The 24,994-nt window shown below is 59.0% G+C and carries 17 protein-coding genes and 3 pseudogenes; 10 read left to right on the top strand and 10 right to left on the bottom strand.

Annotation, left to right across the window (positions count from 1 at the left end; translation table 11 throughout):
• The first annotated feature begins 125 nt into the window (after window positions 1–125).
• The 4 genes and pseudogenes from NCR93_RS10705 (at window position 126) to NCR93_RS10690 (ending at window position 5,891) form a co-directional block, all read left to right on the top strand.
• Window positions 126–1,476 (top strand): annotated as a pseudogene (locus tag NCR93_RS10705) (IS30 family transposase).
• Between the two features lie 1,793 nt (window positions 1,477–3,269).
• A complete protein-coding gene (locus NCR93_RS10700; RefSeq protein ID WP_250518274.1) occupies window positions 3,270–4,037 on the top strand; it encodes a hypothetical protein in 768 nt (255 codons plus the stop codon).
• A gap of 522 nt (window positions 4,038–4,559) precedes the next feature.
• Window positions 4,560–5,036: a hypothetical protein gene (locus NCR93_RS10695; RefSeq protein WP_250518273.1), complete on the top strand. Its 477-nt coding sequence runs from the start codon at window positions 4,560–4,562 to the stop codon at window positions 5,034–5,036.
• A gap of 462 nt (window positions 5,037–5,498) precedes the next feature.
• On the top strand, window positions 5,499–5,891 hold the full coding sequence (locus NCR93_RS10690; protein WP_250518272.1) for a hypothetical protein: 393 nt from the start codon (window positions 5,499–5,501) through the stop codon (window positions 5,889–5,891).
• A gap of 1,120 nt (window positions 5,892–7,011) precedes the next feature.
• Here the strand turns inward: NCR93_RS10690 and NCR93_RS10685 are convergent.
• Entirely contained in the window at window positions 7,012–7,719 is a 708-nt protein-coding gene (locus tag NCR93_RS10685; protein ID WP_250518271.1) for a hypothetical protein, read from the bottom strand.
• A gap of 115 nt (window positions 7,720–7,834) precedes the next feature.
• Between NCR93_RS10685 and NCR93_RS32005 the strand changes: the two genes are divergently transcribed.
• A complete protein-coding gene (locus NCR93_RS32005) occupies window positions 7,835–8,593 on the top strand; it encodes a GAF domain-containing protein (protein ID WP_350029155.1) in 759 nt (252 codons plus the stop codon).
• 304 nt (window positions 8,594–8,897) lie between these two features.
• Here the strand turns inward: NCR93_RS32005 and NCR93_RS32000 are convergent, their stop codons facing one another.
• The gene (locus tag NCR93_RS32000; protein ID WP_250532210.1) at window positions 8,898–9,671 is read right to left on the bottom strand and encodes a helix-turn-helix transcriptional regulator; all 774 of its coding nucleotides are present in this window, start codon (window positions 9,669–9,671) and stop codon (window positions 8,898–8,900) included.
• A 114-nt stretch (window positions 9,672–9,785) separates the two neighbouring features.
• On the opposite strand from NCR93_RS32000, the gene NCR93_RS10675 reads away from it, so the two are divergent.
• From NCR93_RS10675 to NCR93_RS10660, 4 genes are all read left to right on the top strand, one after another.
• Window positions 9,786–10,865, top strand: coding sequence for a zinc-binding dehydrogenase (locus tag NCR93_RS10675; RefSeq protein ID WP_250523081.1), 1,080 nt, complete (start codon window positions 9,786–9,788; stop codon window positions 10,863–10,865).
• Window positions 10,866–11,893: 1,028 nt separating this feature from the next.
• Window positions 11,894–13,543, top strand: coding sequence for an OmpA family protein (locus tag NCR93_RS10670; protein WP_250523080.1), 1,650 nt, complete (start codon window positions 11,894–11,896; stop codon window positions 13,541–13,543).
• A 17-nt stretch (window positions 13,544–13,560) separates the two neighbouring features.
• Window positions 13,561–15,042: a hypothetical protein gene (locus NCR93_RS10665; RefSeq protein WP_250523079.1), complete on the top strand. Its 1,482-nt coding sequence runs from the start codon at window positions 13,561–13,563 to the stop codon at window positions 15,040–15,042.
• 9 nt (window positions 15,043–15,051) lie between these two features.
• A complete protein-coding gene (locus tag NCR93_RS10660) occupies window positions 15,052–15,900 on the top strand; it encodes a hypothetical protein (RefSeq protein ID WP_241814305.1) in 849 nt (282 codons plus the stop codon).
• 57 nt (window positions 15,901–15,957) lie between these two features.
• Here NCR93_RS10660 and NCR93_RS10655 read toward each other — a convergent pair whose 3' ends face one another.
• The 8 genes and pseudogenes from NCR93_RS10655 to NCR93_RS10620 form a co-directional block, all read right to left on the bottom strand.
• Window positions 15,958–16,449, bottom strand: a complete 492-nt coding sequence (locus NCR93_RS10655; RefSeq protein WP_241814318.1) for an RES family NAD+ phosphorylase — start codon at window positions 16,447–16,449, stop codon at window positions 15,958–15,960.
• Between the two features lie 5 nt (window positions 16,450–16,454).
• Entirely contained in the window at window positions 16,455–16,973 is a 519-nt protein-coding gene (locus tag NCR93_RS10650) for an Xre family toxin-antitoxin system antitoxin (RefSeq protein WP_250502360.1), read from the bottom strand.
• Window positions 16,974–17,629: 656 nt separating this feature from the next.
• Window positions 17,630–18,388: an arsenic resistance N-acetyltransferase ArsN2 gene (arsN2, locus tag NCR93_RS10645; protein WP_250532209.1), complete on the bottom strand. Its 759-nt coding sequence runs from the start codon at window positions 18,386–18,388 to the stop codon at window positions 17,630–17,632.
• A 61-nt stretch (window positions 18,389–18,449) separates the two neighbouring features.
• Window positions 18,450–19,172 carry an arsenical resistance protein ArsH gene (arsH, locus tag NCR93_RS10640; RefSeq protein WP_034474331.1) on the bottom strand — a complete coding sequence of 241 codons (723 nt, stop codon included), beginning with the start codon at window positions 19,170–19,172 and terminating at the stop codon, window positions 18,450–18,452.
• A 30-nt stretch (window positions 19,173–19,202) separates the two neighbouring features.
• Window positions 19,203–20,273, bottom strand: a complete 1,071-nt coding sequence (arsB, locus tag NCR93_RS10635) for an ACR3 family arsenite efflux transporter (RefSeq protein WP_008342566.1) — start codon at window positions 20,271–20,273, stop codon at window positions 19,203–19,205.
• A 21-nt stretch (window positions 20,274–20,294) separates the two neighbouring features.
• Window positions 20,295–20,787, bottom strand: a pseudogene (locus NCR93_RS10630) (arsenate reductase ArsC).
• 23 nt (window positions 20,788–20,810) lie between these two features.
• Window positions 20,811–21,287 carry an ArsI/CadI family heavy metal resistance metalloenzyme gene (locus tag NCR93_RS10625; RefSeq protein ID WP_250532208.1) on the bottom strand — a complete coding sequence of 159 codons (477 nt, stop codon included), beginning with the start codon at window positions 21,285–21,287 and terminating at the stop codon, window positions 20,811–20,813.
• A 12-nt stretch (window positions 21,288–21,299) separates the two neighbouring features.
• Window positions 21,300–21,623 carry an ArsR/SmtB family transcription factor gene (locus tag NCR93_RS10620; protein ID WP_008342560.1) on the bottom strand — a complete coding sequence of 108 codons (324 nt, stop codon included), beginning with the start codon at window positions 21,621–21,623 and terminating at the stop codon, window positions 21,300–21,302.
• A gap of 836 nt (window positions 21,624–22,459) precedes the next feature.
• Here NCR93_RS10620 and NCR93_RS10615 point away from each other — a divergent pair.
• Window positions 22,460–23,475, top strand: a pseudogene (locus NCR93_RS10615) (IS110 family RNA-guided transposase).
• Window positions 23,476–24,994 lie beyond the last annotated feature (1,519 nt).

Here is a 24,994-nt window from a genome sequence, read left to right as displayed (position 1 = left end):
CGCGTGCGCAGTCAAACGTGGGCGTTTCTCATTCACCACTTAGATCGGCGGTAACAGGGCGGATTCAACCGGTCGTCGCAACACCTTTGATCGAGGAGGTGTTTATGGGACGACCAGCGGGCTGGATGCGTAAGTTGACAGGGCGAGGAGCGATGCGCTCGCCAGGTGCGCCGTCGCATCGACGGGAGATCGAGCGGCGATTCTGGGAACAAATCGCAACAGGTATTACAAGCGAGAAGGCTGCAGAGGCGGTTGGCGTGTCGCAGGCCGTAGGCACTCGCTGGTTCCGTCATAATGGCGGCATGCCACTTTCCATGTTGAGCCCGATATCCGGGAGGTACCTGTCGTTCGCGGAGCGAGAAGAGATCGGACTACTTTCGCATCAAGGCGTCGGGGTGCGCGATATTGCTCGTCGTATCGGACGCAGCCCATCAACGGTCTCCCGGGAATTGACACGTAACGCTGCAACGCGTGGCGGGCAGCTTGAGTATCGGGCTTCGGTTGCGCAGTGGAAGGCGGAGCTGGTTGCCAAACGACCCAAACCTTCGAAACTGGTGACTAACCCACGGCTGCGCCACTACGTGCAGGACCGTCTGGAGGGCAAGGTTCGCGACGCCGATGGCCGTGAGATTTCTGCCCCGGCAAGCACCATTCAAAGGGAGAAACAAACCGCATCGCGGTGACCGTAAATGGGTCAATGGCTGGTCGCCTGAACAGATTTCCAACCGGCTGCAGACTGACTTTCCGGATGACGAATCCATGCGCATCTCTCACGAAGCCATTTACCAGGCTCTCTATATTCAGGGCCGATGTGCTCTCAAGCGCGAGCTGGTCAGATGTCTGCGCACTGGGCGGGCGTTGCGCGTGCCGAGGGCCCGGGCACAGGCCAAGGCTTGGGCGCACGTTAGCGAGGACGTGATGATCTCCAGCCGGCCTGCAGAAGTGCAGGATCGTGCCGTGCCAGGGCATTGGGAAGGTGACCTTATCATCGGCCTGAACCGGTCCGCAATCGGAACGCTGGTTGAGCGGACAAGCCGGTTCACCATGCTCGTCCATCTACCTCGCGAGGAGGGCTACGGGCTGATGCCCAGAACAAAGAATGGTCCCGCGCTGGCTGGCTACGGAGCTGTCACGATGGCCAATGCGCTCAAGAAAACCGTGACAGACATGCCTGCTCAGTTGTGGCGGTCATTGACTTGGGATCGTGGCAAAGAACTATCCGATCACGCCCGCTTTACGGTCGAGTCCGGGGTAAAGGTATTCTTCGCCGATCCACACAGTCCATGGCAGCGCGGCACGAACGAGAACACGAACGGCCTTCTGCGGCAATACTTTCCAAAGGGCACAGACTTGTCCCGTTGGAGCGCTCGAGAGATCCAGGCCGTCGCCAATACACTGAATTCCAGACCCCGGAAAACGCTTGGTTGGAAGACACCGGCCGAAGCCCTGGACGAATACCTGAGGTCTGTTCAATAATCGAGTGTTGCGACGACCGGTTGAATCCGCCCAGATCGCGAACAAAAAAGACCAAAGGAGCCGACGACGCAGCGAAGAAGAAGGCGCTGTTCGTGGCGGCGCGATTGCCTTCGCGCGGTAAAGCGCAACTCTTGCGTTACGAGCCGTCGCATTCCGTAATATGAAAAGCTTGTCGAGTAAGGGGGTGTGAATATTCGGCGTGTTTTGACATTGTCGCTCTTGCGCTCACGAACGCAGCCGGTCCGAAACCGTGCCGCGATCTCCGGTCGCATCCCGCTCGCAACGGTACTGCCGTGGCCGATAGCGCACCTTTATGAAGAAATTGACAAGCGGCGTGGGAATATCATGATATTCGTCGAACCGGTGAAACCGTTACGAACGTATCGCTTTCAGAGGACGGAACCCGCGTTGCTTCCACGACGGGCCGGAAGCGGTAAATGACGGCGGTCAGTGTGTGCCGTTTCCCCGGTTGCCGGCTTTCGGTACACCTCTGAATCGCCAACAGATCTCTTCGATTGAAGGCTTGAGTCGCGGGATGCTTGCTTCTGCAAAAATACCATGATCTTTTCCTACCTTTTCACCCGCTGAATAGGCGCTCCTCCCATTAACCAAATCTGGGAGGCGTCAGGGCCATCCATCTCTTCAGAACCAGCGTCGTCCCGCGCCGTCCCGAGTGACTGATTCCGCCGTTCGCTTCCATGCGTTTGAAATGCGGTGTACACATTGGCGGAGACTGTCAGCTTACCGTCGAGCCCCTGCTACTTTGAGCAACAAAAAGGACACACCAAGCACGCGACTGTCGCATTAATGCGTTCGTACCCGCCAACGAGAAAGTTAGTAATACAAATCGTGTAGAGCGTAAAGGCGGCCGCGGTTTTTTTGCCACTCGGCGCGGTAGGTACCGTGATCTCCAAGCGAGTCGTGGCGGCTGCCGCTTTCGTCCGTGTCTCTGCTCCTCACAGGGGAGCATACAGACGTAATGACCCTGCCTGCATGGCGTGGCGGGGAGCTTTCTTCCTGTATCTGCTTCAGGTCACAGCCTCGCCTTGACTTCTCGCTGTCGCGGGCATGCTGGTTTTGTTCAAACCAGTTCTCCGCCGCTATGCCGACAACGAAACGTCTGTGTCATCCGCCACCAGCACAACGAGCGAACAGCGCCGCTCCTAAGCAGCGTATTTCGCGCCTTATGTGGTCTCGAGCGCGCACGCGCGACCCGATGCGCGCGATGCGCCCTCGCGCTGGTGGAGCGAAAGCATGCGTGCGATGAAACGGCAACCCACCGCGACGTCTGAAGCATGGGAGCTGAAGCGACCTTCACGGTCCGCGGACGCTGAATTGACACACCTCGAAAGCGTGATACGCCACCTGCTAAGCGCGAATGCAGCGCCCATGCCGCTTTTCCTAGACCGGTCTTACTGGCTCAGGCGGCTCGAGCGTCTAGAGAAAGAAACCTGCCTGGTCCCCGCGCAGATGAAGCGCCTAGGCGCCCTTCGAAACCTTCTGATTGCAGAGGCATCATGTCGCCGGGAATGTGCGTAACCGTTCACTCATTGAAACGCGCTCAACCGAACCTATCACGCGGCAATCTGACTCACGCGCCGCAATCGACTGCGCGCGACGGTGGTTCCATAACCAGGACGCCAAGCAATCTTCGACATCACGATGCCTATCGCTCAATGTTCTTTGCTGGGTTGGAGCGAGCCAGGCCAACTTAGCAAAGCGTCGTCCTTCAACATTCAGCGCTCTGCGATGACTGATTAATTACTGCAATGAACCAACCACGAGAACACGAAATGAGAGATCCAATTCATAAACGAGAATCCGCGTTCCGTTCGTTAAACGATCGAATGCAAAGCGGCGCCGATCACCTCGCTCATCTGCAAAAGCACGATTCAGTCTCGGGCTCGCGCCGTCGGCGCGTCTGCCGCTGGTTGCGCCGCCGCATCGCGCCCATATTCGGCCGCGTGTGTGAGAGCCAAGTGCACTTTCGTGAAGACGTGATCCTCGAACATGCGCCGGGCACCGCAAACGCGACGACGTTGGTCCATTGTCTTGCTGTCACACCTTTCGGCGTTTTCGTCGTCAACTACTACGATTGGAGGGGCGAGGTTAGGCCCGGGACCAACGAAGATGAGCTCTTGGCGATCGATGACTTGGGCGGCGTCACGGTGCACACGTCGCCTCTACGGCGCGCAAAGCCGGCACTGCGTTATCTAGGGTCGGTGCTCTCTCAACACGATTGTCCGGTCGAGAGCATAGCCATATTTGCTGAGGCGGAGTGTCGCCTCCATCCGACGGCACCGGACGGCGTTCTAGCGTTGTCCGATTTACATTACTTCTTGCGCTTGAGATTGCTCAATTTTCGCGCAACGCATGCACGCTATCTCGACGCAGCGCGACTTGATAGCCATATATCTCGGACATGCGGTATGCCGGCGAAGCCAGTCACGCTGTCGATCACCGGGCGGTTGTCGCCCTTCGCTCAAGAACAAGACGGTACCGCGACGAAGAATCGGAGCGGAAACACAACGAAAGCGATGGCGAAACGTGGTCAAGAGTAGGGCAGGCACAGCGTCGATCCAACTCGGGCAACGCATTGCCACAAGAACTATCCAGACCTCCGTTGCGAACAGAACTCGGCGCGGGTCCGAGCAAAACCGGAAAGACTGCGTTTTTTAGAAGCTTTGCACCTTAAGGAGAATGGCTGTCGGCCTATATTGAACTCACTCACCGCGTTTTAACGCATCGACATGTCAGGCAGGCGGCCTCTGCTCGCCCGTCACCAGGTCTTCATCTCTCAATCCCAGTGGAATTAAGGACACGCTTGCCCACGCAGCGCGTCCGACGTAGCGCCACCATTGTCGGTCGCGTTCTTGATGCCGACTCGTCGAACCGGACGTTTATCGACGGCGACGATTCGCATGCCGCTACGCCTCTAGTTTATTTCCATCGTGTCTGCGCTTGAGGGCCGATGGGAGCATCTGATCGCGACGCGCATACCGCCGCCATCGTTGTTTTTAACCGTTGTAGTCCGCTTTCGGCATAACGCTGAAGGCAAACACTTTTCGACCTAAGGAGGTTTTATGAAAGTCGCTTTATTGGAAGTCCGTTATGCAGGCGGTCTGGATCTGACCGATCATGTCGTGGTGCAGGCCTCATCTCGTCTCACCCTGTCGCCGCGGCTAAGTGCGTTGCTCGGCATCCTAGAGACGTCGGAGCGACAGATCAGTATGAGCGTCAAAGTAGATGGGGTCAGCTATCGAGTCGAACGCAAGCAGAACGGTGAATATGTCGTAGGCGCGAGGCTAAGCATTCGCGAGCGCTGCTTGTCCAAACTGCGACTCTTTGAAGCGCCGAGTGAGTCTCAACGGCGGCTTAATGGACAATTCGCCCACTTGTTGAGCGTCTGGGCGCTTATCGGTGCCGGCTATTTGGTCTACACGACGAAGACCTGGGACTTGCGCGCAGTCATTGAAACAGTTTTGCTTTGCTTCACATCGTTGACGTTGTTCGTGGTCGGGCACATTTGCTTTTCGGATGTTCATAGGCCGGATCGCTGACCGTGTAGTTCGGCATCGAGGCCATTGGGTTCTCGGATCATCGATATAGGCCGATTGATAGCCGACGCACGCCGTCAGCGCCTCTGCAATTTTTCGTTGTGTGCAAGCCGCGGCGTACGACGCGGCTTGCCTCAATCATTCAACACGAAATCCACCCTCAGGGCGCTACACGGCCTGCAGAAGCAAACTCGGAGGTGCGTACGGCCCAGGCTAACTAACGGCTCGTTCCGAGGCACGCAAGTCAGTGGACCTAGCACAGGTCGCTTCTAGCGTGGGTTGCCGATCACATCGATCGGGGAACACAAGAGCGGACGAATCTGACACATTTCAGTACGCATGTCCGCGTATCCTATTCAGACGGCCAGTTTCCAGTTCGGAGTACCAACGGAAGACACGAGTAGAAAACAGGTCAAGTGACCACGCGTATCAAACGGCGCCACCCGAGCGCGCACGAGAAAAGTAATGGCCGCAAAGATGGCTCCCGCAGTAACAATCGAGGGGCGAGTAATCATTGCGGACGAAGTTGCCTCTCTCGCTGAAACGAAAGCGTTGAAATGTAAGCATTGCGGCGCTGCTGTCTCTTACGTGCCGCCACACGCGCGTGAGAACGGAGGTAAGGTGCACTGGGTGAAAGAATACTTCCGCCTGCTTCCGAAAGGCACCCACGAAAGGCGTGCGTCTCCGATGGCCAGCAATCACCGCCACAGGAAACGCATGTCGCCGATCGACTACCTTTGCGCCGCTTACCGCCTGGGCGCAAAGCTCGCACCGCAAATCGCTGTGGTGCTCGCCTTGGCCGCCATTCTCACCTATCACGCTATGACCAGCCGGTCGTTGGATTGGCTCTTGAATTGACCGAAAAGCGCGGGACTAAACCCACAGGCCATATCACTGATATGGCGCTTTGTGCTGGTCCCTCTCCGCTAACCCTCTGACACGAAAACGAGAACTCCAAAATTTTCGCGTGTGACAAGTTAGGTCTTTCTGCTAATTGTCACACTCGCGGCTTCCCTCGAGGATCCGATACACGCTTTGCCTTGAGATCTGAAGGAAGTTTGCGGCAGCCTTTTTGTTGTCGTTGAACATAACGATGGCATCACGGACCCGGTCGAGGGTGACGCCGGGCGCTTCTTCCTGCTGCACCCTATGCGTCGATAGATAGATACGCGTTTGCAATCGATGGCCGGCTGTGGCCTGCCGCTTCGACCACCTAACGCATGGCCTCCTCGTGCTGCGCCTTCGGCGCAATTTCGCCGTATCTCGACGAGGGCGGCAAGGGTGTCAATGCCACAACGGAGGTCGATTGCCTCGCGGTAGAGATTGACCCTCGGGTCATCGGCGAAGCGCAGCATCAGCGACTCCTCAGCGCGCCGATCATCGCCGTGAGCAGCGCCGTTTCTTGTTGGCCACATTCGAGTTCAAAACTCATTCCGTTGGGCAACTGCGCCACCAGGCGTGAGGGCAACCGCGGGCGGTGCGAGGGCCGCGTTGCTTCACGTCGCGTGGAGGCTGGCAAGGCTTCGGACCTCGCTGCGACGGAAGGTGCGAGCCCTACGACCGGCACGAACACCGGCACCCGGACGTCAAGAGGCCTCTCCGCGCGGTGGCATCTAGTCCGTGCTCGCGCTGGACCCGTCTAGGCAACTGGTTGGCGTTACGCCAGCCTTGAGGGCCGGCTCGGACACAGACGTTCCCGGTCTTTGGCATGCCTCGATCAACCGGCGCTTGCCCTCTGGATCAAAGCAGCGCGGGCCGCCTTCATCGATATGCGTGACTTTGAGAGGGAGGAAATCAAGATTGTCTGGGGTCATGTTTGCGTCCGCAAGTTATGGTTGCGGACACAAACATGACCCTCCTCAGTTGGGTTCGCCAGATGCGGAGGAACTACTGCTTACGAAGTACTGAATCATGCATGTGTCGGATCGGTGCACGCAAGGAGCAGCGGGCAGTGCAAGGCTGCTCCATCATTTCCCAATTATCTTCTTCGCCGTTCTTTCTCATCGATGATGGCGCAACGGAGCCGGTATGCGCTTCTCTCAATAGCGAGCGTCGCCGTTACCAACGCCTGCGTTAGGAAGTCGCGCCGGGCGGTCGATTGGGCGGTAGTGTGCGCCTGGGGCGTCTCACCATATTCGACAGATAGCTCAGGCATCGTCGGTTCTTTTGTCGAACTCATCGCGCTTGCCTTGCAGTCAGGCACGATTGCTACCAAAGACGCGACGGTCTCACGCTGTGAGCCGGCTCCTGCCACGTCGGCCGTGCATTCGAACTGCCTTCGGTCTTCGTCGCAACCGCCTGTCTCGGAGAAGAGGCGCGCAGGGTTAATCGACAATGAACTTCGCTCAGCCCCGGATTGAATCACCCGCGGCGCGAGACTGGTGCCTGCCGCACCGGAGGTCGCAGTCGGCGCTATCTGACTGATCGGACCGCTGTTGCGCAGCGCGTCCTCGGCGAGGCGCTTAAGTAGCGCCGCTCGTTGCCTTGGATTTGAGACGGCAGACACGGCGCGAAACAAGTCTGGCGTGACAAACTCGTTGATCGTTATCTTTATTTCCAATGAAGTCGTCATTGTGGTATTCCGACATAGCGCTTCCTCGCTTGCATCAAAGTTGCTCGCACGACGCAGTAAGAAAGCGCTCGAGTTGAAGATGTAGTGATTTGCCGCAGCATTGATCTGTGTCACGACGCTGCAGGTAAATGTCGCATTCCAAGGAGGGGCATGGCGTCTGTGAGTATGAGAAAGGGAACTTCATTCCCCTAGTGATGCCTAGTGCTTCAAAGTTCACCGGTAGTCGTTCGTGGGTGGGGCAGTGCGAGTTGGTTCCGTGCCGTCGCGGCAGCTCTTCTGGTTTCCCGTGGCTGATAGACAGTCCAGGCTCAACCGATCAAGTCCACTGTACCGGGGTACAGGCGCGTGCGAGCAAGCGAAAGCTCTCGAAAATGGGGTGGCTTTTAATTTCGTCCTTTCTCGCAGTCGTTCGTGGGTGCTGGTGTCTGCGCTGGGAACGGCTTCGACCGGAACGGCATTTGAGCGCAACATCGAGTCACTCGCCACCGCACCGTTTCCCACAGCGGAGTATGGCGATTGGATCGTGACCGCTTTCAAGGCCGGAAAGCCACTAATAGTTGACGACATGGTCACCGACGTTCGATTCGACGAGTCGCAGAGAGCCGCACACCTTGGACTTGGAATCCAGGCGGAGGCCGCGCTGCCGCTGCTTAGCAACGGCAACCTAGTCGCAATGCTTGTCGTGCATTCCGCCGCTCCGCGCGCGTGGTCAGAGCGGGATCCGAATGTTACGCGCGGTTGCCGAGCGTACTTGGGCCGCGGCGAGGCGAGCGCATCTCAACACCTCGCGCGACGCCAAGCTGGACGCGGCGTTCAGGGAGTGACTACTCTAAGAATCGAAGTGTATGGGTCAATCCCGCGACCTCGAATAGGGGCAATGGTCGCAGCCTGTGAGTTGGGTGACGCGGGCAGTTGCAGTCTCGCCGAGCGAGGCCGCAAAGGGTCAGCAGTGCTCCAGGCTGCAGACGTTAGACTCAGTCCGACTTAGTGTCGGCTCAGGCCGGATCCGCCCCCCGGAATACTGTCGTGGATGACCGGACCACTCGGTTAGCCGCCGTTGCGTCCCACACAGCACGACCGGCTGTTGTGGGTTGCGTGCCGCCGGTCGCTGTCAAGCAGAGGGCGGCCATGAACGGACGCTCGGCTTCCGACCACAAATCGTCGACGAGCGCCTAGCGACGAAAAACACGCGGGGCAATTACCCCGTCCCATGTCTTCGGTGGCTCGAGCGTATCCGATAGTCGGCTTTACTGGCCTCACTATGCTGACGCGCCGAGTGTAGGGAGCTCGATTCACGCAGGCGTGTAGATGGAAAGTTTCAACGCAGGGTCGTCGTTCGCCTGAAACGTCGCGTAGTCATAGCATTGCGCGCCGCGCTCCGGATGGGTCAGCACCTTCTGCCCGGACGCGCCCCCACGAACATCGTGCGCGTTCCACCATTTCGCGAACTCGGTGCTGTGCGCGCGGAGTCGTTCGACCAGTTCGACAAAGGCCGGATCGTCGGCATAAAGATCATGCGTTGCGCGAAACAACGCGATCATGCGACGCGCCTCGTTGGCCCAAGTGGCGCCGAAAAGCCGGCGCGAGTCCGGTTCGGCAAACATGAACACCAAAATGTTGCAATCCGCTTCGGCGAGACGGTCAAAGCCGAGAAGATCGGCCGCTGCTGCATTCCAGGCCAGCAGATCCCACCGCTTGCCCGTGACATACGCGGGAAGCTCGAGTGTCGCGATCAGATTTGCGATGGGTCTCGGCACGCTCTCGCGAGTGAAGGGCTGCCTATCGCCGCTGCGTGCGAGTGCGCGCAGATGCGCCGCCTCGACTTTGCCGAGCCGCAGAGCGCGAGCCAGCGCTTCGAGCGTGGTATCGGACGGACTCACTGTGCGGCCCTGCTCAAGCCGCACATACCAGTCCACGCCGATGCCCGCGAGTTCGGCAACTTCCTCGCGACGCAAACCGGGCGTGCGACGCCGCCGCAGGTTATTGAGTCCCACCGATTCGGGACTTAGCTTCTCCCGCCGTGAGCGTAGGAAATTCCCAAATTCGCTTCGGCTCGCTTTTGTCACGACCGTCCTCCCTCCGCAAGCAGGTACGCGGCAATCCCAGGATAGTACTAGGCCTTGTTATGGATTCTAAGCCCGCCAGAATGGCCTTGTCCGCCACCATCAAAGGAAACTCGTATGAAAGCAGCGATTCTGAAGACACTCGGCGAGCCGCTTGCGATTGAAGACCTACCCGATCCTTCTTTGGGCACAGGCGAAGTCATCGTGGACGTCGTTGCCGCGCCAGTACTGTCGTATGCGCGAGAAGTGTTCAGCGGCGAGCGCCGCTACGCGATCGAATTGCCGATCGTCCCTGGCTGCGGGGCAATCGGGCGCGTGCGTGCGTTCGGCCCAGACGCCACGCATCTCAAAACAGGCGATTGGGTTTTCTGCGATCCAACCGTTCGCTCACGCGACGACGCGCTCACGCCCGACATCACATTGCAGGGCTGGAGTGCACGCGGCGACGGCGGCCTGCGACTCGCGCGCCATTTCCACCACGGCTCATTCGCAGCACAAATGCGCGTGCCAACCGAGAACGCCATTCGGATTGGTGAAATCGATACCGCCGAAGCCGCAAAATGGTGCGCGCTCAACACAATGCTGGTTCCGTACGGCGGGCTGCTTGCGTCGAATCTGCAGGCTGGCGAGACATTGCTTGTGAGCGGAGCGACCGGCAACTTCGGCAGCGCGTGCGTAGCGGTTGCCCTCGCAATGGGTGTGCGCTGCGTGGTCGCGCCGGGCCGCAATGAGCGCGTGCTCGCGGATCTGCAAAGGCGCTTCGGCGAACGCATCCGTACAGTGAGGCTGACTGGCAACGAGGACGACGATCGGGAACGGATGCGCGCGGCTGCCGGAGCCCCTGTCGACTGTGTAATGGACCTGCTGCCGCCGTCTGCGACCACGAGGACGGTGCGCGCGGCAGTGACGGCCGTGCGGCCCTACGGACGTGTCGTGTTGATGGGCGGTGTCGGCATGCTCGGCGGCGACGGTCTCGACTTGCCTTACCCGTGGATCATGCGCAACGACATCACCGTGCGGGGCAAATGGATGTATCCGCCAGAAGCGGTCACGCTTATGACTGGCCTGATTCGTGGTGGTCTGCTCGATCTCAAGCACTTCGACGTGACGCCCTTCAAGCTCGACGACGTGAATGAAGCCATCAGTCATGCTGCGATGAATGGCGGCCCGTTCAGGATGACGGTCGTCCATCCATGAACCCTGCGGTTCTAGCGCTTCGGTCGCGCGATGCCAGCGCGCCGGCTTGCTTCAAACGACACACGCCTGACCAATGTGATTGGAACCGGGTTGACGAGATCTTGCTGTGAGGAATTTCTGATCCAAATTCTATGGCAAAGCGAAATTAGAGAGCCGACTGGCGACAATGGCCACTTGCGGAGCTGCGTGGAACGGCCTGTTTCGAGAAAGTCGACTGACCGATCGGGGGCGTAAGTGTTAGTTCGCTGACGGCGGTAGCTGCTGTGCCGTCGTGCGACGCCGGCAAGGTCTGCAATCCACCGGGGTGCAGACGCTAAACACGACCGACCTCGATGTCCGCAATGGCCGAGCCGCGTTCTTTCGTCGTGAGGAAAGGTTTCGTTCAGCCATTGCACCTGTCCTTTTGAGCAAGTTCAACAGGCGGAAGTATTAGTCGATGACCGCGAGAAGCTTCTCTTCCTTTCGCTTGTCTCTCTCAAAAAACAGGCGGACGAGAATCGCTTCTTCACTTCTTTCAACGCGTCGAGCACGACTGTGATTCGCTTCGGCTCAATGCCAGTTGCCACGTGCCTGGTGCGCGATGACTCAGCAAACTGATCGTTCATAGGCTTGATTGTGCCGGCAATGGCTGCAGCCTTCGTCGGCGGAGCTGCTCTCGGGAAGGCGGCCTCGTTGGGTGCAGCGATCACGTTCAAGACTGAGGTTGCGGATGCGGGTAAGCAAGGTCATGCACATGGGCGCGGCGTAAGACACGGGCACTATGTTAAATGGCGCGCCGCTCTGCACACGATGGAGCTTGGTCCTGCCACCTTGTCGGTTCGAAGAGGTCGACGCGCTCAGGCTCGTGACGCAATCCATCATTTGCGCTTCCAAATCCCCGATGGATTCGCCGCATAGCGACAAAAGAGCACTAAAGTTAATTAAGAGCTTGCCGTAAACCACTCTAGGTGGGCCTGTCATGCCGCATCGACGGGGAACGAAAAGCAGCGGCCGAACGGACGCGATAAAAACCAAGAACTGAGGGGCGAATGTCAATTGCATTCGGAAGGGCAAGGCCGTTATGGCTTGCCACGATCACTATTTTTGCCGCTACGGGGTGCGCCAACACTGGCGGCCTTCAAAGCAACAACAGAGGGGGCGCTTCTGGACAAAGCGACCTCAATATCTTCGAAAGCACATTCGCCAATCCCGATCCCTGTGCGAACAGCAGCCGGAACACCGGTATTGCAGTGGGCGTTGGCCTTGGCGCGATTCTCGGCGCAGTCATTGCGCCCAAGAATAAAGTGGCGGCAGCGGCCATCGCGGCGACGGCGGGCGGTATCGCCGGCGGACTGGTCGGCCATGCTGTCGACAGCCGGCGCTGTGCCCTTTCTAAGATTGCAGCTAAGCACGATCTCATCTATACGGCCGCTCCGCTCGAAGTCCGGGCGGCAGACACGGGAAAGACTGAACAGATCGGAAGCTCGTTCACCATCGTTGATACGACGCGCCACACGCAGTTCGAGACTGGTTCCGCGGAGCTGACACCCGACGCGAAAGTCTACTTCGCCGAAATCGCAGAGCAATACCGGACATCGACCCGCTTAGCAGAAGCCTCGGGCGATGGCGACAAGGCTGCCGCAGCCAATGCGAAGATTCTGTTGATCGGCCACACGGACGACATGGGCAACTCGGAATTGAACGCCGATCTATCGGAGCGCCGCGCGCGCACGGTGGCCAAATTGTTCGCGGAACACGGCGTGGCAGCGGGGAACGTTTTTTATCAAGGCGCGGGCGAGACCTTGCCGATCGCGGATAACCGGACCGAGGAAGGACGCGCGCAGAATCGTCGCGTCGAGATCGTGGATCTGGCTGGCGCGAGAACCGACATCCTGCAAAGCTACGCGAGCAGCCGCGTTCCGAAGTATCAGTATTATCGGCCGTTGTCGTCGCAACAAGACGATGCCCGCGTGCAAGCGGCGAGCGTGAAGCCCGGCCAGACGCAGACGGCGGTCGCACAGAGGCCCGCACGTCCGAAGAGGGCGCAGACGAGCACGACCCGGATTGCCGCAGCGCCGTCGGGTTCGACTTCGAAGCCCATCGAAGCTGTCTCGACAGCGACACCTGATAGCATCGACTTCGGCTGGCGCGAAACGATGCCCGCAGCAATCGGCCTTCGTTTCGCCGCCACGCCCGTCTCGCCGTCTTTCTCCTTGATGTCCAAGGCAGTCGCCGACGAAGCGCCGGTCACGAAGAGTTGCATGAACGATCGCCCGCGCGTTTCGCACGCGATGAAGTCAGTTGCGGACGATCAGGCCGTGCCTGTGAGGGACCACGTGCAGAACTTGTACGGCAGCAGCTGGGGCGCAACGCTGAACGGACAGTATCTCGCGCTGAAGGACGTGTCCGTCCTCCGCAACGGCTCGACGGCTGGCACGAAGCCGACGTTGCTGGTCTGGAAGGACTATCAGCAGAGCGGCGGTTTGGCAGGCCCCGCACAGGTGCGCCTGTCTCCAGAAGTCAATGCCTATGCTGTGGATGGCGGCGTACTGTATCGAGTGTTCGTCAATAACGCGGCCGTATTCGATTGCGCCGACATCATCTTCGCGAACGGCAAGGCGACTGCAGGCGAACTCGTGCGCCATAAGAGCAGCCAGTATTTCACTGTCGAATACGTGCCAGTCATCGCACGCACATAAGAATAGGAAAAACGATCATGATGGACCTCATACAGGCCAATCTCAGCACCGTTATTTGGTGCGTCGTGGCCGCCGTCGTTGCGCTCGGCGCCTTCGCATACCGTTCGACGCTTGAGTTCTGGCTGAACCACTGGAAATACACGTTTCCCGTGCTAGGCAAGACTGCACGCCTCGCGCGCCACGGAATTCACGCACAGGGCGGGTGGACCGACTCGGAACGCACGCTCTGTGGCGACTACAACAAGTTCATCTCGTATCTGTCAAAGGAAGAATTCAACAAGCGCAACGCGTATCTCTCCAAGGCCGATGACGGTGGTCGCTCCCCGACGCCCGTGTGGCTTCTCGCGCTCCTGACCGTGCTGGTCATCGCCGAAGGCCTTGGGTTTTCATATCTGCTTGGAAGCTGGATGGCTCGCGACGGCAGTGCAAATACGCACACGCTGCTGATGGTGGCGATCGTACTCGTGCTCTGCGTGATCATGGTGTTCCTGACGCACGTGGCCGGGCATCAGTTATACCGCTCGAATCTTGTCGTCCGTAGCCGCAAGCAGTGGAAGCAAGACAAGACCCAGGAGCGCTTCTCAAGCCGCAAGGTCAAGCTCGACGATGATCAGTCGCTCGACGACGGCGAACCGGACTATACACAGGTCGTGAATCGCATCGGCACCAATCACAGCTACTTCATGGTGGGCGTGACGATTGCGGTGATTGTGATCATCGCTGTGACGTCGACTTGGATGCGCTGGAGCAATCTCAACGCCGAGCAGACGCGTGAAGCAATGGGCATGAGCCAAAGCGTCGATGCCGGCAATCCGTTCGCCACGGCCAATGCAGTCCCTGCGGAACTCATGTCTAGCCAGAAGGCTGCCGATGACCGGGCGCGCGCGGAAGAGTCGTCGTCGACGCGCAGCGAAGGCGCCGCCGCGTTCATCACACTCGCAGTGATTTTTGTGGTGACGCAGATCGTCGGAATCTTCGGCGGCTTCGCTTGGGGATTCGGCGGTCGCGAGAGCCGCGCCGCGTGGAAGACGACGAAGGGCTTCACCACGTTCGAGGACTACAACAACTACTTCGCGCCGCTGCGCGCGATTACGCAGTCGCAATTGGAGAATCTTCAAAAGCGGATGGCCGAGAACGCCGACATTTCGGGCAAGACGTTCACGAAGACATTCCGCGACTACGCGATGGAGTTGCGCGCACAGTCCGATCTCGATGCTGCTCCGGTTCGCGCGCCTGCCGACACGCGGACCGATGAACGAGCAGCCGCTCAGGCCGTGACACAGCCGCCCGTCGCCGATGTCGCTGCGAGCGTCACGATCGACGAACTCGTGTCGGAAATCGAGGGAACAGCAGATCTCGCGCGCAAGAAGGAGCTGATCTATCGTCTCAACGAACCGGTGCGGACAGCAGTCATCGCCGAGATCAAGTTGCGAAAGGAGCGCGCGGAGCAGGCCAAAACTGCGCTTGAATCGCAACTCAACGATCTCTTCAAGGTTTGACTGTCGACCATGAAACGAATTGTCAAAATCGCATTTGCCGCGGTCGCAATGACCCTGTCCGCAAGTACCGCGATGGCGGGCATTAGTAACGACATTCCAAGCTGTTACGCGGCCAATCACATTAATCCGCCTGCGAGTGGAATCGACCGTGAACTGTTCATGGCGATTGATCAGACCACCGTCTTCGATGAGAAGCTACAAGCGCAGATCGCCGCGACCGCGGCTACCGCCGTCAAGCCGGGGAGCGCCTACACGCTGATCGACTTTTCGGCCTTCTCGCAAGGTCACTATACGGAAGTGGTGACACGCGGCATCATCGAAGCGCCAATATCGGCGAAGCTGCGCGACGACGTGAGCGAACGCGCGCTACGCACGTTCGACGCGTGCATGACAGGCCAGTCCGCGTTCGCCAGGAAGTCATTGCTGGCGGCGGTCGTGCAGGTCCAGTCGACGGCGACCAATGATCTTGCGAAGTCGGACATCCTCGCCGCGCTAAAGGACATCGGCGACAAAGTGCGCGCCTCTCCGGCCGCCGACCGTGTGCTTTTCCTAGCGTCGGACATGCTCGAAAACAGCTCGGTCGCGAGCTTCTACGCCCACAACACCGTCCGGCGCGTCGATCCTGCGGTGGAGCTGAGGAAGGCGAACGCGGCGGGTCTGATCGCCGATTTCGGCGGTGCGCGTGTCTATGTGATCGGCGCCGGGCTGCTTTCCGGCGATGCGAAAGCGCGCAATGCATACCGCGATCCGCAGACGATGACAGCGCTCAGGCAGTTCTGGACACTGTATTTTCAGCAATCCAATGCGAAAGTGCAGGAGTTCGGCGCTCCTGCTCTTCTCAGCCCGATTTCGTACTGAACGGGCAACAGGACGCTTACCTGGGCGATTGCGCAACACCGAAACTCAATCCCCGGGCTAGCGGATCGTCGTTAGCCGAGGATCGAGCGCAAAGCGTTCGTGGTTCTTCAAGGCGAGTTGGTCTGATGCTGAAGCAACGTTGATCAGCAAGTTCCAAGAATGTTTGCTGACGGTACTCGGGACTAAGGCGAGCGGGCTTGCAGCCAACAGCGCGTCGCCGAATTTCTGTTGATTTGGACTGACGGCACCCGGGCTCAACCAGTGCGGATTTGGAACCTCGGAAGGAAGGAGGACTTTGATCGGCGTGGTTCCGAGTTCAATCTCTAGTAGTCGATGGGGCACTCTATCCAACACGTCGAAGCACTTGTGCACAGCAACTTCCAATATCGTAGTAGCAGGGTCCAGTGAGGCATAGATCACTCGTTGTCCGGGCGACGACCACCGTCGTCCAACGAGAAAAGCGCCTTCGGCCGTGTTCCAGGTAGGGAAGTGCTTCTCTCGTTCGAGGCGCCAAACGGTTAGTGCGCTCGTCCCAAGCCCCGCCGGCAAAGGCGTCAAGAGTACACCCCGTAGTCCATACGGGCGAGCAGTGTCTTGACCAATTCCGCACCCTCGGAGCTTTGCAGCAGTTCGACCGGCCGACGCTGATCGAGCCCGATCGCGGGCTGCGATAGCCATCGCTCTGCGGCTTCCTTCGATCCGAGGACATCAATCGCCTGTTCGGTAATGCAAGCAAGCCTGAGTAGCCGATCCGTGGCATTGCTGTCGAGCAGGCGGCTTTCGTCTTTGCCGCGCTGCAGGGTTCGCTCACTCACGCCGATTGCGAGCAGTAACGCTTCACGCGAGACGACACCATACTCATCGATCATTTCGCGCGCGAGGGCCACTGGTAGACCCCTTGTTACGACGTCGTGAGCCTGTAACGAGGTCATATCAGCAACTCTTGCCATGTCCCCGAACTGTGACGTCCCGTTGCTTACATATGGTCCGAACGAAGAAATGCGGGTTTGGATCGCAAGGACGAGGCTCCGAAACGGCTTTCCCGTTTCGCTGTCGCGGACTGTCCGCTTCATCTCGATCTCCATGCTGCCACGTGTCTCTACATTTTGCGCCACGTGGCGGAATTTCACATTTCTCTATCGCCGCTATTAGGGGTGGGCGCTTCCGTAGAAAATTGCCATAGTCTGGGTAGGGGTCGACGATGCTCCGAGTGACCGTCAGGTGCAGATTACGTTTCTGCGGGAATCCAATGACAAAGGTCTCACGGCGACGTCGTCGCGGCGCTTGCGGAGCGCTTCATCGGCTTGCGCGTGCTGACCGTAGGATGCTGTGGCCATGCGACCGGAGCCCCGCGATTGGGTCCGATTGTGTGCGAATGTGTGCGAATGTGTGCGAATGTGTGCGATTGCGTGCTGACGGCCGGCGACTGAGCGTGACGACGTGACAGATATCTAAATATAACTATCCCGTTGTAGTTAGACGCAACCATCGGCCTGCCGATGTCGGAGGGGTCAGCTCTGCGCGCTGACGAACGTCGATATTAAGCTATCCTACGAAAAGTTGATAGAAACAGCTATGTCATTGTTCGGCGGAGGTAAGGTAGGGTTACAAAGCCCCGTCCGCTAGATCGGCGCGCTTTTACTTGCTCCGCCCAGTTGACTAACTGGCGGCGGAAGATCCCGCCAGGTTCGAATCCGTCGGCTCGTTCGGCAAAGACCGTCTAACCGATTCACCCAAGAACGGCGGGCTGGCCCCCGATACAGCGTGACCGGTTCGTCGCGTGGTAGATCAGGCATGACGTGTTCGTCGATGAGCGCCAGTTTATCGCAGGAACGCGGATATTTATTGATGTGGATTTTCGGTAGATATGCAGCCGGACGCAATTCCGACACGACTCTGACGAGTTCTTCATTGGGGCGCTGCGTCCGCGAACGCAATGAAAGTTGCCCGTTGTAATCTTTCCTCCTCGGTGGTACTGCTTTATTTCCTCGTCGACCTTCAACACCTTCAACATCGTGGTAGCAGACGCCGGACACACGCCTCGGAACTGGCTGGATGCCAGCAGAGGCGGAGGCACTTCGGTGCGCGCAACGGGTGCAAAGCCTTGACCAGCAAAATAGTGCTCAGCCGTTGTCGTTAGCAACACTACCGATCGAACCGCCCGCGTCCGGCACGCTGCCAGCAAATGGGCGATGCTGGTTTCGCCGAGACCGAAACCACGGGCGTCCCGTGCAACAACGATCGAGCGCATGAGAGCGAACTCGCCGTGATATTCGATGCAGCCACACGCGATGGTCGCAGATGGATCCACTCCTACGAGGAAATTGGTCAGGTGCTCCGCAACGCCGACCGTAGGCAATTCGTTGGCTTCGAGCAATGCCTCTATCGCGGCGAGGTCGGTTGCAACTGCTATCGAAGATGCATGATGCAGGTCCTGTGTGCCAGTGAGTCTCAACAGCCGGAAGAATTTCACAGAAACGCGGAGCATTCGACAGCATGCGAATGGGCGGCGCGACGCTGAAGGCGAGTGGCGACTGGAACCGCTCGCATCAGATACCCGATTGATTCACGCGCTTCATCAGTTCCTCAGCGCTCTCCTTGCGTTCGCTGTACCGGTCTACGAGGTATGGACCGATGTCGCGCGTCAGCAGCGTGAATTTGACCAGTTCCTCCATCACGTCAACGACGCGATCGAAATACGCTGAAGGTTTCATGCGGCCGGCTTCGTCGAACTCCATGAACGCCTTGGCCACCGACGACTGGTTGGGGATGGTCAGCATGCGCATCCACCGTCCGAGCACACGCATCTGGTTGACGGCGTTGAACGACTGAGAGCCGCCGCTAACCTGCATCACGGCGAGCGTCTTGCCCTGGGTGGGCCGCACCGCCCCGACCGAAAGCGGAATCCAGTCGATCTGCGCCTTCATGATGCCAGTCATCGCGCCGTGCCGCTCCGGCGAGCACCAGACCATGCCTTCCGACCACAGCACCAGCTCGCGCAGTTCGGCCACCTTGGGATGGTTGTCCGGCGCGTCGTCCGGCAGCGGCAGGCCGCTCGGATTGAATGTGCGTACTTCGGCACCCATCGCCGTGAGCAGGCGTGCGGCTTCTTCACTCAGCAGGCGGCTGAAGGAGCGCTCGCGCAGCGAACCATAGAGCAGCAGGATGCGCGGCTGATGGGGCGACGCCTTCGCAGCCTGCAGTCGATTGATATCGGGCACGCGAAACAGCGCGGGGTTCACCTGTGGGAGATCAGTAGCGAGATCGGACACGTTTGCCCTCTGTGATCGTTTCGTTATTCGTCAGGCGCACTCGTACCAGTCCTTTGAGCGGTTCACAATGCGCACCACGAGCAGCATGACGGGTACTTCGATCAGCACGCCCACGACGGTCGCGAGCGTAGCCCCTGAATTGAAGCCGAACAGACCGATTGCCGTGGCGACGGCCAGTTCGAAGAAGTTCGACGCGCCAATCAGCGCCGACGGACAGGCAATGTTGTGCTTTTCGCCGACCGCGCGATTGAGCCCATATGCAAGGGCCGAGTTGAAGAACACCTGGATCAGGATCGGCACAGCGAGCAGCACGATGACGAGCGGCTGCTTCAGGATGGCTTCGCCCTGGAACCCGAAGAGCAGCACCAGCGTCGCCAGTAATGCTGTGATGGACCACGGGCCGATCTTTGCCAACGCGGCATCGAACGCGGCCTGCGCCCTAACGAGGAGCACCTTGCGCAGGATCTGCGCGAGGACGACCGGAATCACGATGTAGAGCACGACGCACGTGAGCAGCGTCGCCCACGGCACCGTGATCGCGGAAATGCCGAGCAGCAGGCCGACGAGCGGCGCAAAGGCGACCACCATGATGCTGTCGTTCAGCGCGACCTGTGAGAGCGTGAACAGAGGATCGCCGCCGGTCAGCCGGCTCCAGACAAAGACCATCGCCGTGCAGGGCGCGGCGGCAAGCAGGATCAGGCCCGCGACGTAACTGTCGAGTTGCTCTGCAGGCAGCATTGGCGCGAACAGGTGCTTGATGAAGAGCCACGCGAGCAGCGCCATCGAGAACGGTTTGATCAGCCAGTTCACGACGAGCGTGACGCCGATGCCCTTAACGTGCTGGCGCACCTCGTGCAGCGAGCCGAAGTCGACCTTGACGAGCATCGGGATGATCATCACCCAGATCAGCAGGCCGACCGGCAGATTGACGTGCGCATATCCCATCCGGCCGATTGCCTCGAAGACACCAGGCAGGACCTGTCCAAGCAGAATGCCCGCGACGATGCACAGCGCGACCCAGACGGTCAGGTATCGCTCGAAGAAGCTGATGGCCGGTTTCGCGGGCGGCTTCCCCGAGGCGGCAACATTGGGGGTGTTCATGGGTGAATCGATGGAAAGGGTTCAGCTCTGAAGGATGTCGTTCAGCGCCTGCGGCAGTTGGGCGTTGTCCAGCCGCTCCAGAGCGAGCGCGAGCAGTTGCAGCGTGCGGTAGCCGATCGCTTCGCGCGTGAGTTCGAACGTCTGCCGCTTGCCTTCATCGCCGCCCGGCGCGTTCGCCGGATCGGCGTAGCCCCAGTGAACCTTGACAGGGCTGCCCGGCCAGAACGGACACGGTTCGGCCGCAGCGCTGTCGCAGACCGTGATGACGATGCGCATCTTCGGCGCGCCGTCCTGCGCGAATTCATCCCAGCTTTTGCTGCGATAGCCTTGCATGTCGATACCTGCGGTCGTCAGCGCTTCGAGCGCGAACGGATTGATGCGGCCGCTCGGGGCGCTGCCCGCGCTGTACGCGCGGACGTCCTTGCCGAGCTTCTTCCCAATGGTTCAGCATGCCTTCGGATAGCACGCTGCGCGCAGAATTGTGGGTGCAGAGAATCAATACGTTCGTGGTCATGGGGCTATCAGCGGACAGCGTAGTCAGCAACAGGCCGAGCCGGCAGGCTTCGCAGCAATGCGAATTGGTTTGCCGCTCGGAGCCCGGCAGGACGTTGCCCCTGACGACGCCGAAGTCTTCCGGCTCTCGCCATATACGGGCGCGCCGTCCAGCGTATGGAAGTGTTCCCAGGCAATACCCTGCGGATCGAGAACCCAGTGCTTGTCGCTGCGCGCATAACAGCAGGTGGTTTCGCCCTGATCGAGCAGGGCCAGGTCCGCGGCCTCGGCCCTCTTCGCGAGTTCGGCAAGCTCGGCGGCGGCGTCCACCTGGAAGCCGAGGTGATCCACGCCGACTTTCGTGCCTCGCGTCGAGATCGCAAAGTTCACGCGGGGATCGTCCAGCATCCATTTCGCGTAGTCGGCCTCGACGCGCGCCGGTTCGGCGGCGAGCAGTTTCGAATAGAACGCGACACTGGCTGCGATGTCGTCAACGTGGACGTGGATGTGAAACCGCTTCATGGTGGTTCTCCATCACAATTTGCATGAGGCCGCGCCAGGTCCAAGGCAAGGCTGCCCTTGACAGCAGTTTTCGGTCAGAAAGCCAAGCACCGCGCTCATCTGATCATAGACGGCCCGATAGATCAGGCTGCGCCCGTCGCGCTCCTGCGTGACGAGGCCAGCGTGCATCAGTTCCTTCAGGTGAAAGGAGAGCGTCGCGTTTGGAACGTCGAGCTGGTCCGCCATGGCGCCCGGCGTCAAGCCGGTTGGACCCGCGACGACCAGCATTCGGAACACACGCAGGCGTAGTTCGTGGGCAAGCGCTGCAAGGGCGCGAATAACGTCTTTATCTTCCATATTTCCAATATACTCGAAATATTGCAAGGAAGCAAGTCGCTTCGGCAGTTCACCGGGGCAATGACGACTATCGTTTTGCGAGCGGGTCTGGCCGGTACAGTGGGTCGACGGGCAGTTCAGGATCGCCTCCGCCCGAAACGCGAGCGCCGGCAGTAGCTGACTCCGTATGCAAATCGCATCTGACACTCATCGGCCACGAGCTGACGTTCGCAACTATTGCCACGGCATTCAGATGGCCCGATCTGCCCGCAATTAGACGCCCGATGGGCACAACTCTGTTGCTCCGTCTCCTACTGAATCGCGAGGTGAGCCAATTTATGGCGCCTTAGCGCTGCTCGCACGTACTCGCGGCGGACCCTTCACAACGGCCGCAGCATCGGTCAACATAAGAGGAACGGGCTATGGCTAACGTCCAAACGCTGGACGAAAGTAGTGGCCGTGGGCCAATTGTCGGATCGCTCGTATGAATCTGAGTGGCGCTTTGATAGGACCGGCCAAGGAGCTATGGAAGACCATGTTGGCAACGCGTGCGTTTTTTTTAGACGGAACCGGCAAGTTGGGAGAAAACGTCGCATGAATCGCAGGCTGGCCTAATTCGCAATGAAGGCCATGACATGATGGCGTCGCGTGCACGTGACTCGCACGACGCGCCCACACGGCTGACGTCATGAAACTAGTCAGCGGATTTCATCGGGGGCCGCAGCGTCTAAGGCTGCAACAAGCCCGGATATAGTGGAATGGCCTCGTCCCACCTTCGATGCGTGAATGCAAATGATCGCCATCAGAGGGTATGGCAGTATGAGCACTCCCTGATCCACGTATGAGCGGAGGCCGTCATGAGCGTCTCGTTGCTGAGCATCGATCTGGCAAAAAGCATCTTCCAGCTGTACGGCGTCGACGAGCGAGGCCACCCGGTGTTGAGCCGGCGAGTCAGCCGCAGCAAGCTCCTCGAAGTAGTCGTTGCTCTACCCTGTTGCCGGATCGTGATGGAAGCTTGTGGTGGGGCGCACTACTGGGCTCGCCGCTTCTCGGCAATGGGGCATCACGTGCAGATCATCGCTCCGCGATTCGTCAAGCCGTTCGTAAAATCCCAGAAGAATGACCGCAACGATGCGGAGGCAATCGTCGAAGCTGCGTCCCGCCCGACCATGCGCTACGTCGCAGTCAACAGCGTTGAGCAGCAAGATATCCAGTCCATGCTCGCGTCCGCAGTCTGTTGATGCGAGACCGCATCGCACAGATCAATCAGATTCGAGGCCTGCTGGCTGAATACGGGGTGGTCATTGCCCAAACACCTCTAAAAATAAGGACGCAACTCCCCGCGATTATCGACGACGAATGCAACGAGCTGACAGGGTTGACTCGGTCAATGATGAGAGATATGTACGAGAGACTCGTCCTGCTGGATAAGCAGATCGCCCGGTACGATGAGTTGATTCATCACGTGCACAGGGCATCGCCTGCAAGCCAGCGCCTGGAAAAGATTCGTGGGGTCGGGCCGATGATTGCAACCGCCGTCATCGCCGCTGCGGGAAGCGCCTCCGAGTTCTCAAATGGTCGGCAGTTCGCGGCCTGGCTGGGTTTGACGCCACGCCAGCACTCCTCAGGCGGCAAGGATCGTCTGTTCGGTATCACCAAGCGCGGGAACGGCTACCTGCGAGTGCTGCTGGTACACGGTGCGAGATCCGTGGTACAGCAGGCGATAAAGCATACGGATACGCTGTCTCGATGGATACTTGAGGTGCAGGCGAGACGGGGAACGAACATCGCGGTCGTAGCGCTTGCCAACAAGATTGCCAGGACGATCTGGGTATTGCTCGCACGCGGTGTGGAGTACGTATCGCCGGTATGAGCGGAGCGTCGGTCGGATAGTAGCAGTGATTTACCCTCTTCACTGGTTGCACAAGTAATCTGATTCAATGGCTAACAGGTCGGACCGTCGGTGACAAAACCTGCGCAGTCTTAGGGCTCTCGAAGCCGTGGATATAAGTAGGAGTCGCCGGGCGAAATCCATTGGGGCCGGGCACACGCGTGCCACAGAAAGGCCGAATGTATATATGCAATCCAGCACCTGCTCGCCGTAGAACAGATTGTTTGGCAAACGGGACGAGGCCATGTATACGACTGCAACCCATCTTGTCCAGGTCGATTCGCATAAAAACTGGCGCAAGCGGGACGCGTTCATATACGGTCCTAGAAGAATACTGGCAAGCTGACGTCCATCGGGATGAAATTCTTTCCGTAGCGGACGTTAGCGCCGTCGGAGCGACCACAGCGGCACAATCTTCCACGGTCGCCAAAAGCGAAGTGGTAGGAAGATGAGATCATCTTGTGTTCAGCATGCCGTAGATCTCGGGGTAACTGCACGCGGAAAAGATCTCGCACCAGACGGAATTCAAGATTTTTGCGGTTTCAGCGCGTCACGACAGCGTGCCCACAATTCGATCACCTCCGCACTCGTCAGATCCAGCGCAAGTGACTCGGTGAAAATACATTCGACTTGGGGGCAGCGACGCTTTTGTTTGACGTGTTCTCTGCAAAGTTTCAACGCGAGTTGGCCAAGCTGAACGCGCGTCATCCAGTCAAAGGACGTTTTCGATCGTGCGTGCCACAGGCGGGTAGATTCGACTAAGTGAGGAAGTGACCATGTTCGCGTCAGTCCGTACGACACTAGCGTCGCACAAACTAGGTAGCAGACGCAATGGACCCGGGTGTCGTCGGTGTCAAATTGAACGTTGAATTCGCGCATAGAGCATCGCACAGGAACTGACATTTAAGTACGGCGCGCCAGCAATCAGACGGCGGGCTGGCTTCACCGCTTTAGCAGAAAGGTTAGGGCATCCTGCAAAACTCATCTACGTTCGAGTTTGAAATGCAGCGTTTCGCGGACGACGACACGTGCACCACGAAAAAATTCAGCGGTAGCGAGGTTCACGAAATCGTCGATCGGAATTCGGGGGCGAATGCGGATTGCTATGTCAGCTCGAGAAAAGTGCGAACTTTCGCCCGCAAAGCGCTCACATACCAACGCGAACCTCGTCGGGCCGCCCCCAACTTCGTGATCGCTCAGGATGCGTTGCCGGCTAAGAAGGTTTGACGTGGGCGGATTTTCACTGAAGCATCGATGCATCGGATCTTCGAACGTCCGCTCCGCTGACAATGCCGGCCGACAAGGCGTCCGATTGGCGAACGGCGGCAACGAGTGAGCTCCGGTAGTTGGGCCGCAGGCGTAGTCGAGCGGGGTCGTGAAGAAACTTCTGCACGTTCGGCCAGAGACGCTTCTGACCGCACGGGGTCGTGGTTCCGCGGCCGTCCGAAGGAGAATCTTGCATAAGAAGCGGCTCTTTTTGGCCGGGCCGATCGACTGAGTG

The sequence above is a fragment of the Caballeronia sp. ATUFL_F1_KS39 genome (assembly GCF_023630985.1).
GTDB lineage: Bacteria > Pseudomonadota > Gammaproteobacteria > Burkholderiales > Burkholderiaceae > Caballeronia > Caballeronia zhejiangensis.
This window is presented reverse-complemented; position numbering and strand designations above follow the sequence as displayed.

What these genes read in the sequence shown, in the direction of transcription:
- NCR93_RS10620 (WP_008342560.1), bottom strand. Translation starts at nt 21,623, where the DNA reads ATGGAAGATAAAGACGTTATTCGCGCCCTTGCAGCGCTTGCCCACGAA.
- NCR93_RS10665 (WP_250523079.1), top strand. Translation starts at nt 13,561, where the DNA reads ATGATGGACCTCATACAGGCCAATCTCAGCACCGTTATTTGGTGCGTC.
- NCR93_RS10675 (WP_250523081.1), top strand. Translation starts at nt 9,786, where the DNA reads ATGAAAGCAGCGATTCTGAAGACACTCGGCGAGCCGCTTGCGATTGAA.
- NCR93_RS10650 (WP_250502360.1), bottom strand. Translation starts at nt 16,973, where the DNA reads ATGAAGCGGACAGTCCGCGACAGCGAAACGGGAAAGCCGTTTCGGAGC.
- NCR93_RS10690 (WP_250518272.1), top strand. Translation starts at nt 5,499, where the DNA reads ATGGCCGCAAAGATGGCTCCCGCAGTAACAATCGAGGGGCGAGTAATC.
- NCR93_RS10700 (WP_250518274.1), top strand. Translation starts at nt 3,270, where the DNA reads ATGAGAGATCCAATTCATAAACGAGAATCCGCGTTCCGTTCGTTAAAC.
- NCR93_RS10625 (WP_250532208.1), bottom strand. Translation starts at nt 21,287, where the DNA reads ATGAAGCGGTTTCACATCCACGTCCACGTTGACGACATCGCAGCCAGT.
- NCR93_RS10670 (WP_250523080.1), top strand. Translation starts at nt 11,894, where the DNA reads ATGTCAATTGCATTCGGAAGGGCAAGGCCGTTATGGCTTGCCACGATC.
- arsB (WP_008342566.1), bottom strand. Translation starts at nt 20,273, where the DNA reads ATGAACACCCCCAATGTTGCCGCCTCGGGGAAGCCGCCCGCGAAACCG.
- NCR93_RS10695 (WP_250518273.1), top strand. Translation starts at nt 4,560, where the DNA reads ATGAAAGTCGCTTTATTGGAAGTCCGTTATGCAGGCGGTCTGGATCTG.
- arsN2 (WP_250532209.1), bottom strand. Translation starts at nt 18,388, where the DNA reads ATGCTCCGCGTTTCTGTGAAATTCTTCCGGCTGTTGAGACTCACTGGC.
- NCR93_RS10660 (WP_241814305.1), top strand. Translation starts at nt 15,052, where the DNA reads ATGAAACGAATTGTCAAAATCGCATTTGCCGCGGTCGCAATGACCCTG.